General features: G+C 71.2%; 15 protein-coding genes, 1 tRNA gene and 1 other RNA gene. 8 read left to right on the forward strand and 9 right to left on the reverse strand.

From position 1 onward, the window contains the following. Positions 1 to 158 precede the first annotated feature (158 nt). Positions 159 to 1,283, forward strand: a complete 1,125-nt coding sequence (locus tag CHC11_RS06920; RefSeq protein WP_089310729.1) for a hypothetical protein — start codon at positions 159 to 161, stop codon at positions 1,281 to 1,283. A 137-nt stretch (positions 1,284 to 1,420) separates the two neighbouring features. Then, positions 1,421 to 1,681: a peptidoglycan-binding domain-containing protein gene (locus CHC11_RS06925; protein WP_089311080.1), complete on the forward strand. Its 261-nt coding sequence runs from the start codon at positions 1,421 to 1,423 to the stop codon at positions 1,679 to 1,681. 197 nt (positions 1,682 to 1,878) lie between these two features. On the opposite strand, the gene CHC11_RS06930 is transcribed toward CHC11_RS06925, so the two are convergent. After that, entirely contained in the window at positions 1,879 to 3,321 is a 1,443-nt protein-coding gene (locus CHC11_RS06930; RefSeq protein WP_089310730.1) for an MFS transporter, read from the reverse strand. A 92-nt stretch (positions 3,322 to 3,413) separates the two neighbouring features. Here CHC11_RS06930 and CHC11_RS06935 point away from each other — a divergent pair, with 92 nt between their 5' ends. Continuing rightward, complete coding sequence (locus CHC11_RS06935) at positions 3,414 to 3,908, forward strand: winged helix-turn-helix transcriptional regulator (protein WP_089310731.1); 495 nt, start codon at positions 3,414 to 3,416, stop codon at positions 3,906 to 3,908. 100 nt (positions 3,909 to 4,008) lie between these two features. On the opposite strand, the gene CHC11_RS06940 is transcribed toward CHC11_RS06935, so the two are convergent. Continuing rightward, entirely contained in the window at positions 4,009 to 5,178 is a 1,170-nt protein-coding gene (locus tag CHC11_RS06940) for an FAD-dependent monooxygenase (protein ID WP_089310732.1), read from the reverse strand. A gap of 125 nt (positions 5,179 to 5,303) precedes the next feature. Between CHC11_RS06940 and CHC11_RS06945 the strand changes: the two genes are divergently transcribed. Both CHC11_RS06945 and CHC11_RS06950 read left to right on the forward strand, forming a co-directional pair. Next, on the forward strand, positions 5,304 to 5,864 hold the full coding sequence (locus CHC11_RS06945; RefSeq protein ID WP_089310733.1) for a TetR/AcrR family transcriptional regulator: 561 nt from the start codon (positions 5,304 to 5,306) through the stop codon (positions 5,862 to 5,864). 439 nt (positions 5,865 to 6,303) lie between these two features. Continuing rightward, complete coding sequence (locus CHC11_RS06950) at positions 6,304 to 6,606, forward strand: hypothetical protein (protein ID WP_143226957.1); 303 nt, start codon at positions 6,304 to 6,306, stop codon at positions 6,604 to 6,606. 16 nt (positions 6,607 to 6,622) lie between these two features. Here the strand turns inward: CHC11_RS06950 and CHC11_RS06955 are convergent, their stop codons facing one another. The 5 genes from CHC11_RS06955 to ffs form a co-directional block, all read right to left on the reverse strand. Next, positions 6,623 to 7,180 (reverse strand): DUF5063 domain-containing protein, encoded by a 558-nt coding sequence (locus tag CHC11_RS06955; protein WP_089310735.1) that lies wholly within the window; start codon positions 7,178 to 7,180, stop codon positions 6,623 to 6,625. Then, a complete protein-coding gene (recR, locus tag CHC11_RS06960; RefSeq protein WP_089310736.1) occupies positions 7,173 to 7,772 on the reverse strand; it encodes a recombination mediator RecR in 600 nt (199 codons plus the stop codon). The genes CHC11_RS06955 and recR overlap by 8 nt, the downstream gene beginning before the upstream one ends. Positions 7,773 to 7,813: 41 nt before the next feature. Then, positions 7,814 to 8,182, reverse strand: coding sequence for a YbaB/EbfC family nucleoid-associated protein (locus tag CHC11_RS06965; protein WP_089310737.1), 369 nt, complete (start codon positions 8,180 to 8,182; stop codon positions 7,814 to 7,816). Positions 8,183 to 8,369: 187 nt separating this feature from the next. Next, positions 8,370 to 10,619 (reverse strand): DNA polymerase III subunit gamma and tau, encoded by a 2,250-nt coding sequence (locus CHC11_RS06970; RefSeq protein WP_089310738.1) that lies wholly within the window; start codon positions 10,617 to 10,619, stop codon positions 8,370 to 8,372. 85 nt (positions 10,620 to 10,704) lie between these two features. Beyond that, positions 10,705 to 10,800, reverse strand: an RNA gene (gene ffs / locus CHC11_RS06975) — signal recognition particle sRNA small type. 58 nt (positions 10,801 to 10,858) lie between these two features. Here ffs and CHC11_RS06980 point away from each other — a divergent pair. Continuing rightward, a complete protein-coding gene (locus CHC11_RS06980) occupies positions 10,859 to 11,203 on the forward strand; it encodes a DUF952 domain-containing protein (RefSeq protein ID WP_089310739.1) in 345 nt (114 codons plus the stop codon). Positions 11,204 to 11,213: 10 nt separating this feature from the next. Further along, a tRNA-Ser gene (locus tag CHC11_RS06985) sits at positions 11,214 to 11,301 on the forward strand. A gap of 59 nt (positions 11,302 to 11,360) precedes the next feature. Here the strand turns inward: CHC11_RS06985 and CHC11_RS06990 are convergent. Together CHC11_RS06990 and CHC11_RS06995 are read right to left on the reverse strand one after the other, a co-directional pair. Beyond that, positions 11,361 to 11,813, reverse strand: a complete 453-nt coding sequence (locus CHC11_RS06990) for an Lrp/AsnC family transcriptional regulator (RefSeq protein ID WP_245918835.1) — start codon at positions 11,811 to 11,813, stop codon at positions 11,361 to 11,363. A gap of 103 nt (positions 11,814 to 11,916) precedes the next feature. Continuing rightward, positions 11,917 to 12,414, reverse strand: a complete 498-nt coding sequence (locus tag CHC11_RS06995) for a MarR family winged helix-turn-helix transcriptional regulator (protein ID WP_089310740.1) — start codon at positions 12,412 to 12,414, stop codon at positions 11,917 to 11,919. 116 nt (positions 12,415 to 12,530) lie between these two features. Between CHC11_RS06995 and CHC11_RS07000 the strand changes: the two genes are divergently transcribed. Next, positions 12,531 to 13,475, forward strand: a complete 945-nt coding sequence (locus CHC11_RS07000) for an NADP-dependent oxidoreductase (RefSeq protein WP_089310741.1) — start codon at positions 12,531 to 12,533, stop codon at positions 13,473 to 13,475. Positions 13,476 to 13,647: the final 172 nt, after the last annotated feature.

The raw sequence follows: 13,647 nt of genomic DNA on the forward strand, positions 1-13,647 counted from the left end.
GTCAGGAGTGAAACACGCGAATAGTCTGAAGCAAAGGGGAGCGCGAAGGCGAGCCGAGGGAGAACGTGCGAATGTGGCACCGGCTATCGCGGATACCGCTCGCGTCCCGGATAACCGAATGGAACCGTGAGCGATCTTCTTGGGTGCTCTGCGAAGGAGTGCACGCGAACGTCCGGGAACTGGATGCCCATCTGGCCACCCGGCGCACAAGTCCGCCCTCCGCGGAGCACGCCCAGCTCGTCACGAACGCCAGGTCGGCCCTGGACAGCGCGTGCCGAGTCATCGACGTCGACGAGCACCCGCGCGGCCGGACGGCGTCGCACGTCACCGCGGCGCAGATGCACGTCAACTCCGCGCGCACCCTGTGGCTGCGGACACTCCCTCCCGAGGATCTCGTTCCCCACCTGCCCGACCTGTTCGCCATCATCAAGCAGCATCTCCCCGCGGACGACACCCGCCGGATCGCGGCAGAGGAGGCCGCGCGGGACCTGCAGCAGGCGCATTCGACGGATCGGGACGCCGCCGGCCGGCACCGCTGGTGGACGGTGGCGCGCGGCGCCGAACATTCAACGCTGTCGTTCCCGGGGATGTCGGCCGTGCTGGACGCGGTCGACGCGGCCCGGGAGGCCTCCCTGAAGGAGAGGCTGCGCGCCGTGAACTTCGCGCGGCTCGTCTGGCTGGTGACGTTCGGCTTGTTCTGCCTGGCGTTCGGCATCGCCCTGGTCGGGGGCATCTGGAAGTCGGCCGCGCCCCTGTGCTTCACACCCGAGAACCTCTCCCAGCAGGCCGTCGCCTGCCCCAGCAGATCCGTCAGCCCGCCGCCCCCCGGCTCCCCCGGAGCTGTGGCCTCTGCGGGGGACTACGCCATCGTCGAGATCGCCGGCATGACGGCGGCCTGCATCGCGGCGGCCTCCGCTCTGCGGAAGGTCCGGGGAACCACGACGTCCTTCGGCATCCCCGTGGCGCTGGCCCTCCTGAAGCTCCCCACCGGGGCGATCGTGGCCGTGCTCGGGCTCGTACTCCTGCGCGGCGGGTTCATCCCGGGGCTGAGCGCCCTCGACTCCTCGGGCCAGATCATCGCCTGGGCGGTCCTCCTCGGCTACTCGCAGGAGCTGTTCACCAACTTCGTGGACAGGCAGGGCCGGGAGGTGCTGGAAGGGGTGCACGGGACCGCCGATCCGAAGGCGACACGGGAGACCGTCGTCCCGGAGCCGCCGGCGACGGCCTCGGTACCGGCGCCGAGCGGCAATGGTGAACGGCCGCACGCGAGTGTAGATAAGTGAATAGCTCACTACTTTCCAAGAGATGACGGCCCGCAGCGCGTATTTACTGAGCTATTCCTCCATGCGCGTTGCCCTCTTGAGGCAATCCTTCGGATTGTGGACATAGGAGGGAACATCCTCGCAAGGAGGTGATCGACATGACCGAACAGAGCGTTAAGGAAGCCGTGCAAGCCCCACCCTGGCCGGGTCGATTCCTCGCCCTGATGAAGGGCGACGACGTCCGCACCTGGCAGGACAAGATGCGCAAGCGCGGTTGGACGAGCCTCACGGTCGACGGTATCTACGGCACCCACTCCGAGGAGGTCTGCACGGCCTTCCAGAAGGAGAAGAGGCTGAACGTCGACGGCATCGTCGGGCCGCAGACGTGGGAGGCGACCTGGAAGGCGCCCATCACGTAGTACCTTCTGCGCTGCCATCGAGCGGGTGTGCCTGGCCAGGGCACGCCCGTCGCCATGCGGAGTCACAGGATCGGTGGCCCCAAGGCCGGTGCGCCGAGGGCCCTTCGGCAGGTCCGGCGCAGGAGTGATCGTCAGGCTTGCCTCGAAGCGCCGGCGCTCATCCCGCGGATGGCGCCGGCGTCGATCCTCGTCCAGTCCTAGACGGTGGTCCTGATGGGGGTCTGTGCCGGTTCGATGGGCCTCGCGGGACGGCTGCGGAGACCGAACGCGGTGATCAGGGCGGCGGCGACGGCTGCGGCGAAGGGGACGGTGAGGGCCGTCCGGAGCGCGTCGAGACGGGCCTCCGGGGAGCCGTCGCCGCCGAGCGCCGCGACCTGGACGGCCGTCACGGCGGAGAGCCCGAGGGCCGCGCCGAACTGGATCGCCGTGTACAGCAGGCCGCCGGCCAGCCCGTACTCGCCCTCGTCGACGCCGTCCGTGGCGGCCATCGTCAGCGGGCCGTAGGCCAGCGCGAACGCGAGACTGAGCAGAGCGATGATCGGGAACATGACGGTGTAGGCCCAGTCGAGCCCGATCGGCAGGAACAGCCCGTAGGCGACGGCCGCGAGAACGAGGCCGCCCAGCAGGACCCGCAGGTTGCCGAAGCGGTTCACCAGCCGCGGGGTGAGGGTCGGCGCGAGCACGGTGTCGAGGCCGACGACGAGCATGCCCAGTCCGGTCTGCCACGTCGTCCAGCCGCGCAGTTCCTGCAGGTACAAGGTCATCAGGAACTGGAAGCCCGCGAAGGCGCCGATGAACAGGAGCGCGCTCAGGTCCGTCCGGACGAGGGCGGCCGACCGCAGGATGCCGAGGCGGACGAGCGGGCTCGGCGACCGGCGCTCGACCACGGTGAACACGGTGAGGAGAAGCAGCCCTCCGGCGAAGACGCCCCCGGTGAGCGCGGTGCCGTCGCCGGGGTGCTCGAGCCGGACGATCCCGTAGGTGAGGAGCAGCATGGCGCCGGCGACGGCGAACGCGCCCGGCAGGTCGAAGTCGCGCGTCCCCCTCCTCGGCCCGGCGGCCCCCGGCTCGGCGATCAGCGGGACGGCCGCCGCCAGCAGCAGCGCCGACAGGATGACCGGAGCGAAGAACACCCAGCGCCAGCCGAGCGACGTCAGCAGGCCGCCGGCGACGAGGCCGAGCGAGAAGCCGCCCGCGGCCGTCCCCGCGTAGACGCCGAGCGCCCGGGTGCGCGCCGGCCCGGCCGGGAACGCGGCGGTCACCAGCGCGAGCCCCGCCGGTGCCATGAACGCCGACGCGACCCCGGTGACGAACCGCGCGACCAGCAGCATCCAGCCCTCGGTGGCCAGGCCGCCGAGGCCGGAGAACACCAGGAAGGCCGCCAGCCAGAACAGGAACACGCGCCGCCGGCCCAGCAGGTCGGCGGCGCGCCCGCCGAGCAGCATGAATCCGCCGTAGCCGAGCACGTAGGCGCTGATGACGCCGCTGAGCATGCCGGTGGAAAGCCCCAGGTCCGCCCGGATCGAGGGGAGCGCGAGGTTGAGCATCGCCATGTCGATCCCCTCCAGGAAGACCGCACCGCACAGGACCAGCAGGGACGCCCAGGCGCGGCCGCCCATGCGGGACGCGGATGTTGACATGACCCGGCTCCTCTCTTCCGAGGCACCGGTTCCCCTGATGGACGCCGGTTCCCTCTTGTTACCGGCAGCATCTTCCGACACCATCAGCAAGCATGGAAGACGGAACTTTCGCGTCCCCCGGTTACTGCGGGGTCACCGCCGCCGACGAGGACGTTCTGCAGTGGGACACCCGCAACGACTGCGAGGTCCGGCAGATCCTCGACCGCATCGCCGACAAGTGGTCCCTGCTCGTCATCGCGCTGCTCGACCAGCGCTCCCTGCGCTTCACCGAGCTCCGCCGCCGGATCGACGGCATCAGCCAGCGGATGCTCGCGCGGACGCTCCGGCACCTCGAACGGGACGGGCTCGTCAGCCGCACCGTCCACCCGACCGTCCCGCCGCGCGTCGACTACGCGCTCACGCCGATGGGCGCGACGCTTCATGAGACGATCCGGTCGCTCGTGGTGTGGACGGAGGAGCACCAGAGTTCGATCGCCGCCGCCCGGACCGCCTACGACGTCCGCGTCGAAGCCGAACGGCGGGCGGCCGAGCAGGAGGCCGCCGAACGCGACGCGGTGGCCCGCGACGTCCTCGCCTACCGCCGCTGACCGCACGCGAAGCCCGCGCCGGCGGTTTCCCGGGAGACCTGCTCGCTCGGAGCGGTGCCGCCAGAGCGCCGGCGGGCCCCGCGCGCTCGCGGCAATCGGTTCAGCGGCGGGCGGGGTCGGTGGACAGCTCGGAGAGGTTCATCGCCATCGTGCGGTGGACGGCGGGGATCCAGTCGAGGGTGCGCAGCAGGGTGTTGCGCACCCCGCGCAGCACGGGGCCGCCCAGGGTCGCGACGTTGGTCATCTTGTCGGTGAACGAGACGACCTGTTCCGCTACGGGGCGGCGCTCGGCCTCGTACTCGTCCAGCACGGAGTCGGGGGCGCCGTCGCCCAGCACCGCGGCGAGCTTGCCCGCGAGGTTGAGCGCGTCCTGGATGCCGGTGTTCATGCCCTGCCCGCCCGCCGGGCTGTGGACATGGGCGGAGTCACCGGCCAGGAAGACGCGGCCCGCGCGGTACCGCGCCGCCAGCCTGTGGTGGACGCGGAAGCGGGAGCTCCACACGACGTCCTTGATAAGCGCGGGCTGGCGCCTGGGGCCGCGCGCGTCCAGGAGCGCCTGGACGTCGGCGGCGGTCGGGTCCTGGGGCGCCTCCTCGACGGTCGCGACGATGCGGTGCCGCCCGCCGGGCAGCGGCGCGACGACCGTGACGCCTTCCGAGGAGAAGAACAGCATGACCTCCTCGCTGCCGCCGGCCCAGTCCAGGTGCACGTCGGCGAGGATGAACGACTGCGGGTAGGCGTCACCCTCGAAGGCGATCCCGGTGTGCTCGCGGACGGTGCTGTGCATCCCGTCCGTCCCGACCGCGTAGGCCGCGCGGATCCGTTCGCCGCTGGCCAAGGTGGCCGTCACACCGTCCTCGTCCTGGGCCAGGTCCGTCACCTCGGACGGCCGGTGCACGAGGCCGCCTGCCGCGTGCAGCCGTCCGAGCAGGATCTCCTCGGTGACGTTCTGCGGGACGAGCAGCGTGTAGGGGAAGTCGGTCGGCAGGTCGCCGAACTCGACGGTGAGCAGCACGCGGTCCCGCTCCCGGACGGTGAAGCGCGGCACGATGATCCCGCGCTCGACCAGCTCGCCGGTCGCCTCGATCTCGCGCAGCGCCTCCAGCGTGCGGGCATGGACCACGGCCGCCCGGGAGGTGTTCGCGCCCTCCGCCGCCCGGTCCAGCAGGACGGCGTCCACCCCCTTCTGCCGCAGCGAGGCGGCGAGGGACAGCCCGGCGGGCCCCGCGCCGACCACGAGCACGCCGGTGGACTCCGGAACAGCCGTCATGATCACTCCTGTCGCCCATGGACGTTGGCCAACGCCTGGTGGCCAACGTTCGGTGGCCTGCTCGTGATGGACTCTAGGACGTTGTCTCCGTGTTTGCCAACGCGTGATGGCATAGGTTGGCGGGCATGGCCTTCACCGAGCGTTCCGCGGCCAGCCGGACGGCGATCCTGGACGCGGCCCGGCGCCGGTTCGCCGAGGACGGCTACGAGCGCGCGACGATCCGGTCGATCGCGGCGGAGGCCGCCATCGACCCGTCCATGGTCATCCGCTACTTCGGCAGCAAGGCCGAGCTCTACGCCGCGGCCTCGGCCATCGACCTCGCCGTCCCCGATCTCGGCGACGCCGACGACGCGGCGGCCGCCTACGTCGAGTCCTTCCTGGCCCGCTGGGAGGCGGCCGAGAACACCGCCGAGGCCGTCCTGCTGCGCACGGCCCCCACCCATCCCGACGCCGCGGCCCGCGTCCAGGCCGTCTTCGACCAGGAGATCGTCCCCGCCCTGGAGAAGGTCCTGCCGGACGACCCCGCCGTCCGCGAGCGCGCCGCGCTGCTCCTGAGCCAGACCCTCGGCATCGTCTACGGCCGCTACCTGCTGGGCCTTGAGCCTTTGGCGTCCATGGACGTCCACGAGATCGCAAGAATGGCCACCGAAGCCGCCAGAATCGCCCTTGGCGACCCTCGCGAGTGAAGTCGGCGGTACGGGTCGCCGGCCGAGCGGTCAGCGTCTCCACGCATCGCCGAAACGCATAGCCGGGAGGCCGGGGCGCCCGAGAAGATCGTCCGCGTGACCGTGCCTTCGAGCGGGCGCGTCGCGTATGTGGTCTTCGGCACGTCGCAAGGGCGATGCGCGACGAGGTCACCTGGGGCGAGCGCTTGGGCGGACCGATGGAACCGCAGTACCTGGGCGGGCTTGCTCGGCGCTGGTGACATGAGGGTCGCTGTGTCGTCAGCGGTATGAGACCTCCGGCCATCGCCCAGATCTCCTCCGCTGACCACCCGGACGGTGGGTCAAGCGTCTAGGTAAAGGCAGGCGCCGGCGGGGTGCCGTGGTTCAGCTCGTCCACCAGGGATCCGTCGCGTTCGTGCCATGGCCCGGCCCGGGACGGGGCACGGCGGTGAGGGAGTCGATGGGAGAGCTGATGGGCGGGTTCGACGAGTTGCCGAGGGTTCGCCGGGGACCGCTGCCGTCCCTCTACGCGGCGCTGCGGCGGAGGGCTCCGCAGGTGGCGACGGTGCGGCCGGACGGTGGCGGGGGCTTACTGCACGTCTCCTACCGGGGTCAGGAGGGCCGGGTCGTCTGGGACGACGACCGCGAACAGTTCGCGTGGCACTCCGGGGGGAGCGGCCAGATCGGCTCGGACGTCGAGAAGGCGGCCGAGCTGATCGCGTGGGCGCTCGGCGCACGGACCGGCCCCGCCACGTCCGGCTAGGCGGGGCACGGCCGGGTCAGGCGGGGGCGGCTTCCGTGGCCGCTTCCGTGGCGACGCTCAGGCGGGCGTTGGCGACGAAGGCGTGCAGGGCCCGCAGAGCGGCGCCGGCGTGGTTGCCCCAGTGGTTGAAGTACGAGTACTGCCACCACCAGAGGGCTTCCAGAGGACGGTCCTTGTTGTAGTGGCGGAGCCCGTGGACGAGGTCGCTGGCGACGTCCACGAGGTCGTCCGACAGGCGGTAGGAGGTCGGCTCGGTGTCCTTGTAGGGATCGAAGACCTCGACGTACTCGTCCATGGCCTGGAGCCGCTCGGCCAGGCCCTGCCGGATCGAGTCGAGGTCGGGGTCGTCGCCCATCTCGGGCTCCCAGTTGTCCGGGAGGATCACGTCGGCGCTGGCGCCGAGCTGCGCCCCTGCCAGGATCACCTGCGACACCTCCAGCAGGAGGAGCGGGATGGTGTGCGTCCCGCCGTCGCCGCGGGCGACCGCCTCCAGGCCGTTCAGGTAGTTGTCGACGTGGCACGCCACGCGTTCGGCGAGGGCGTTCCAGTCCTGCGGGCTGTTGGTGTCAGACATCGAGCAGCCTCCGTCCTTCGAATGCGCGGCCCAGTGTGACCTCGTCGGCGTACTCGAGGTCGCCACCCACCGGAAGGCCGCTGGCCAGTCGGGTGACGGTGATGTCCATGGGCTTGACCAGCCGGGCGAGGTACGTCGCGGTCGCCTCGCCCTCCAGGTTGGGGTCGGTGGCGAGGATCAGCTCGGTCACCGCCCCGTCCGCGAGCCGCTGCATCAGCTCGCGGATGCGCAGGTCGTCCGGGCCGACGCCCTCGATCGGGCTGATCGCGCCGCCGAGCACGTGGTAGCGGCCGCGGAACTCGCGGGTCTTCTCGATCGCGACGACGTCCTTGGACTCCTCCACCACGCAGATGATGTGGGGGTCGCGGCGCGCGTCACGGCAGATCCTGCATTCCTCTTCTTCCGCAACGTTCCCGCATGTTTTGCAGAAGCGGACCTTGTCCTTGACCTCTTTGAGCGCCTTGCCGAGGCGCTCGACGTCGGCCGGATCGGCGGCGAGGAGGTGGAAGGCGATCCGCTGCGCGCTCTTGGGGCCGACGCCGGGCAGTCTGCCCAGCTCGTCGATGAGGTTCTGAACCACCCCTTCGTACAACGGACCCCTCCTTTACTGTCGTCTTCTGCCCGCGGCCCGGTTCAGGCGCCGCCGAGGCCGGGGAAGCCGCCGGGGATGCCCCCGCCGCCACCGAGCCCCTGGGCGAGGGGGCCCATCTTCTCCTGCTGGAGCTCCTGCGCCTCGCGGGCGGCGTCGCGGATCGCGGCCAGCACCAGGTCGGCGACCGTCTCCGCCGTGTCGGCCGGGTCGTCGGCGTCGATCGCCTTCGGGTCGATCGACAGCCCCGTGACCTCGCCCTGCCCGTTGACCGTCGCGGTCACGAGCCCGCCGCCGGCGGTCCCCGTCACCTCGGTCTCCGCGAGCTCGCGCTGGGCGTTGAAGAGCTGCTCCTGCATGGCCTGCGCCTGCTGGAGGAGTTCCTGCATGTTCAGCTGACCACCGGGTTCCACGGTGCACTCCCTCTTCCGGCCCCCGAGGGCCTTCTCTCTGGCACTCCGCCAGCCACCGGACGTCCGTCCCACGAGACTACGGGCTCCCAGGCCGTTTCGGTACGCGAGGACCCCAGCGCGCCATTTCGGAAGCACCTCCGGGAATCGGCGCCCTACCGGCCCCCTGCCCGGGCCCGGCGCCGCCGGTTCAGAGGGCCGAGTTGTCGATCTCGCGGATGATCTGGCCGCCGAGTTCGCGCTGGATGAGGGCCATTCCGCTCATCTCGGCCTCGGTGCCGTCGGCATCGGCGTCGCCCTCCGGGTCGACCTCGTCGCTCTCGTCCGCGGGAGGGGGTTCGGGCGGCGGCGGGGGCTCGTCCGGCGGCGGCGGAGGCGGCTCCGGGGGCCCGTCGGCCCTCGGCGCGGACGGTCGCGCGGACGGCTGGAAGGGCGGCCGCGGCTGCGGTGCCGGGTTCGGTGTGGCCGCCCCACCGAACCCCGCGCTAGGGCCCGGCCTTCCCCCTGGTGGGGACCCGCCGGGCGCTCCGCCCACGACGGTCTCTATCCGCCAGTCGACGCCCATCCGCTCCTTGAAGACCTCGCGCAGGACGGCGTCGCGGCCGCCGTTGACGAAGCCGAGGCGGCGTCCCTCCGCGTCGAAGCCGAGGGTGAGGACCCTGCCGTCGAGCGAGAGCGGCTGCACCCCGGACATGATGACCATCCAGGTGGCGCGGCTCTTCTGCTTGACGGCCTCGACGACGTCCGGCCAGAGCCTCTGGACGGTGGAGAGGTCCGCCCCTCCGCCGCCTCCGCTGGAAGCGGCGGGGGCCGGCGGTGCACTGGAGGGTGCGGGTGATGCGCTGGAGCCGGGACGTGCGCCGGCCGGCGCGGCCGTGGGCCGGGAGGCCGCGGGTTGCGGGGCCGCGGCGGGGGCGGCTGCGCGGTTATCCACAGAACCGGATTCTGCGGGTGCTGTGCCGGGGCCAGGGTTGACACTGGAAGTGGGGTCGGCCCCCCGGGAGGGAGGGGACTGGGTTCCGGGCGTTTGAGAACCCCCGTCGCGAGACGCTGGAGCCCCCGGCTGCTCCGACGCTCCCTGCACCGGACCGCCCTGCGCCGGACCGCCCTGCCCGGACGTTCCGTGCGTCGCACCGGCCTGCCCCGAAGATCCTGGAGGGGGGCCTCCCTGACCTGCGCCGCCCTGGACGGGGGCCGGACCCGGACCCGCGAAGGCCTGCGCCAGAGGGTCACCGCCCTGCCCGCCACCGAACCCGGCCTGACCACCGCCGAAGCCGCCCTGGCCGGCCTGGCGTTCCAGACGGTCGAGGCGAGCGAACATGGACGCCTCGTCCTCGTACGCGGCCGGCAGCAGGATCCGGGCGCAGATCAGCTCCAGCAGCAACCGCGGGGACGTGGCGCCCCGCATCTCGGTGAGCCCGGTGTGCAGCAGGTCGGCGGCACGCGTCAGCTCTCCGGGCCCCATCGAGGACGCCTGGCGCCGCATCTGCTCCAGCTCGTCGGACGGGAAGTTCAGCAGCCCCGAGGCCCCGGCCTCCGGGACGTTCGACAGGATCACCAGATCGCGGAGGCGTTCCAGCAGGTCGGCGGTGAAGCGGCGCGGGTCCTGGCCGCTCTCGATCACGCGGTCGATGGCGGCGAACACGGCGGCGCCGTCCCGGGAGCCGAAGGCCGCGACGACCTCGTCCAGCAGCGCGGAGTCGGTGTAGCCGAGCAGCGACACGGCCCGCGCGTAGGTGATGCCCTTCTCGTCCGACCCGGCGAGGAGCTGGTCCAGGATCGACAGCGTGTCGCGCGCGGAACCGGCCCCGGCCCGGACGGCCAGCGGGAGCGCGGACGCCTCGTACGGGACGTCCTCGCTCTTCAGGATCTCCTCGACGAGATCCTGGAGGACGCCGGGCGGGATCAGCCGGAACGGGTAGTGGTGGGTCCGGGACCGGATCGTCCCGATGACCTTCTCCGGCTCGGTCGTCGCGAACACGAACTTCAGGTGCGGCGGCGGCTCCTCGACGAGCTTCAGCAGCGCGTTGAAGCCCTCGCGGGTGACCATGTGCGCCTCGTCGATGATGTACACCTTGAAGCGCGCCGCGACCGGGGCGAAGAAGGCCCGTTCTCGCAGGTCGCGGGCATCGTCCACACCACCGTGGGACGCGGCGTCGATCTCGATCACGTCGATGTGCCCGGTTCCGGACGGTCCGAGCGCGACGCACGAGTCGCACTTGCCGCACGGGTCGGGGGTCGGCCCCTCCTCGCAGTTCAGCGAGCGGGCGAGGATCCGGGCGCTGGACGTCTTGCCGCAGCCGCGCGGACCACTGAACAGGTACGCGTGGTTGATCCGGCCGTTGCGCAGCGCCTGCTGGAGGGGCTCGGCGACGTGTTCCTGCCCCTTCAGCTCGGCGAACGTCGCTGGCCGGTACTTGCGGTACAGAGCCAGACTCATCGGGGGTCCGCCCTCCCTCGAGAAGCAGAGCGTCAGAAGCGCCGTGTCGCCGTGGACCGGTCGTCGCGGACCGGTCGCCGTCAAACCAAGGGACCCCCCGCACACCCGCCAGAGCCTGTTTATCCTTGCTGCCTTCCGGCCCTGGGGAGGTTCACAGGGTGACGCCGTGCGAGGGGTCTGCCCAAAGTCTATGGCATCCCCGGCCCAGGATCGCCACGCATTCGGCGTAGTCTCCGCCCATGCCCGCCTCTCCCCAGGACACGCTCCTGCACATCGCCGAACGAACCCACTGGGAATCCGCCCGGAGCACCGGCGTGGCGTACACCATGTCCACCCTGGGCCGGACCCTGGACGAGGAGGGCTTCATCCACTGCTCGTCCGACATCGCCCAGGTGGAAGGCGTCCTGGGCCGCTTCTACGGCGACGTCCCTCGCGACGACCTGGTGCTGCTGGCCGTCGACGTCTCCCGCCTCGACGCGCCCGTCCGCTACGAGCCCGCCGGGGACGAGCTGTTCCCCCACGTCTACGGACCGATCCCGGTCAACGCGGTTATTGATGTCAGGTCACTGCCCGAGAACCGGTAGGCTTCCGCGTGGAGGATTCGCCTAGTGGCCTAGGGCGCACGCTTGGAAAGCGTGTTGCGTGCAAGCGCTCGCGAGTTCGAATCTCGCATCCTCCGCCACACCGAGGCCGGTGCCCGACGCGGGCACCGGCCTTTCGCATGTCCGGTGGGTGACGGCGTCACTGGCCCAGCGGGGAGATCGGGCGCTCGAAGAAGGTCTCCAGGACCACCGTCGCCTTCGTCCCGCTGACGCCCTGGATGTCGTACAGCCGCCGCAGGACGTCCTGGAGCCGCGCGGTCGTCGACGTCCGCACCTTGACGAGCACGGACGCGCTGCCCGCCACGACGTGGGCCTCCTGCACCTCCGGTATGGCGGCGAACTCGGCGGCGCGGTCGCCCATCCAGACCGAGGAGTCGATCAGGGCGAAGGCCAGCACGCCCTGCCCGAGCGCGGCCGGCTCCACGTCCACGCTGGTCCGCCGGATGACGCCCCGCTCGCGCATCTTCCGGACCCGCTCGTGGACGGCGCCCGCCGACAGGCCGACCGCCGTGCCGAGCGCCGTGTAGGACCGGGTGGCGTCCTGCTGGAGGAGTTCCAGCAGCTGACGATCGATGTCATCCACGTTCCTCACAAGATGACTGTATCGCGCATGATCATCCCGAAGTCGCTCCGAACGATCTTCACATCACCCGCGATGACGAGGGGCACCGCGCCGCGTCTCGCCAGGCGGCGTGTCATCGCCGGCGGCGAGGCACCGCCGAACGGGGCGGCGCCGAACGCATGTGGTCGCGCACCGGCGACAGCAGGTCGGCCAGAGCCTGGGTGTCCCGGCGCGACAGCGGTTGGAAGAGCTGCCGGCTGAGGACCTCGGTGTGGCCGGGGAGCACCTTGGCGAGCAGCGCCCGCCCGGCATCGGTGATCGTGACCGTGACGCCCCGGTCGTCGTCTGCGGAGCGCGTGCGCCTGACGAGGCCCGACTTCTCGAGCAGGCCGGCCTGATAGGTCAATCCGCTGCGGCTGTACACGACGCCGTCGGCCAGGTCGGTCATGCGTTCACTGCCGCTCGGCGAGTCGAGGCCGAGATGCGCCAGGAGCTGGAACTGCACGTAGCTGAGATCGCCGGCCTCGCGCAGCTGCTGCTCGACCGCGTGCCGGAGCAGGCCCGCCACCTCCATGAGGGCGAAGTACGCGCCCAGCTGGACGGCGTCCAGGGACGGCGGCGTGTCGGGCATGGTGGAGACTTTATCACTGCTTCATCTTCGAAGCATTTGCTTCGACTTCAAAGCACTGCTACGGTGGCACAAGTGCTTCGGATTCGAAGCACTCGACCGAAGGTGAGGCACCGCGAATGAAGGCAGTTCGATTCCACGAGTACGGCGAGCCCGACGTCCTCCTCTACGAGGACGTCGACCGGCCGGTGCCGGGCACCGGACAGGTGCGAGTGCGCGTCGCCGCGACGACGTTCAACGGCGTCGATGGCAACATCCGCGCGGGGTTCATGCAGGGTCCGATGCCCCTCACCTTGCCGCACGTCCCCGGCCTGGACGTCGCGGGAACGGTCGACGCGCTCGGCGAGGGCGTCGGCGGCCTTGAGATCGGTGACCAGATCGTCGGATTCCTGCCGTTCGTCGACGACGGCGCCTCGGCGGAGTACGTCCTCGCGCCCGCCGAGATACTGGCGCCGGCTCCGACGAGCATCCCGCTCACCGACGCTGCCGCGCTGCCCCTGGTCGGTCTCACCGCATGGCAGGCGCTCTTCGACCACGCCGAACTGAAGGCCGGGCAGCGGATCCTGATCAGCGGCGCCGGCGGAGCCGTCGGCGGCTACGCGGTACAGCTGGCCAAGGCTGCCGGCGCCTACGTGATCGCCACCGGCAGCCCCCGCAGCACCGAGCGCGTCAAGGCGGCGGGTGCCGATGAGGTCATCGACCGCACCACGACCGAGGTGACCACCGCGGTGACCGAGCCGGTCGACGTCCTGCTCAATCTCGCACCGATCGACCCCACGGAGTTCACTGCGCTGGCCGGCCTGGTGCGCGACGGCGGCGTCGTGGTCAGCACCACCGTGTGGATGCCCGCCCCGGCCGACGAGGAGCGCGGCGTGCGAGGCATCGACCTCTACGTCCGCAGCGACCCCGAGCAACTGTCGGAACTCGTGGCGCGTGTGGACCGTGGCGCGCTGACCGTCGACGTCGCCGAGCGTGTCCCGCTGACCGACCTGGCCTCAGTCCACGCTCGGGCGGCCGCGGGGACGCTCTCGGGCAAGGTCGTCGTCCTTCCGGCCACCGCCTGACCCACCCGTCCGCAAAAACGCGCACTGACAAGACCCTGTCGCGGGCCACGTCACTGAAGCATTGGTCACACTGACACGAACGTGTCGCGCAACATCGGGCGAGGTGCGAGCCACTGCTTCCCGGCGCCTACATCTGGTCTGACCACCAGTCGTGAACGGCCGCACCCGACCC

Source organism: Actinomadura mexicana (assembly GCF_900188105.1).
Taxonomy (GTDB): domain Bacteria; phylum Actinomycetota; class Actinomycetes; order Streptosporangiales; family Streptosporangiaceae; genus Spirillospora; species Spirillospora mexicana.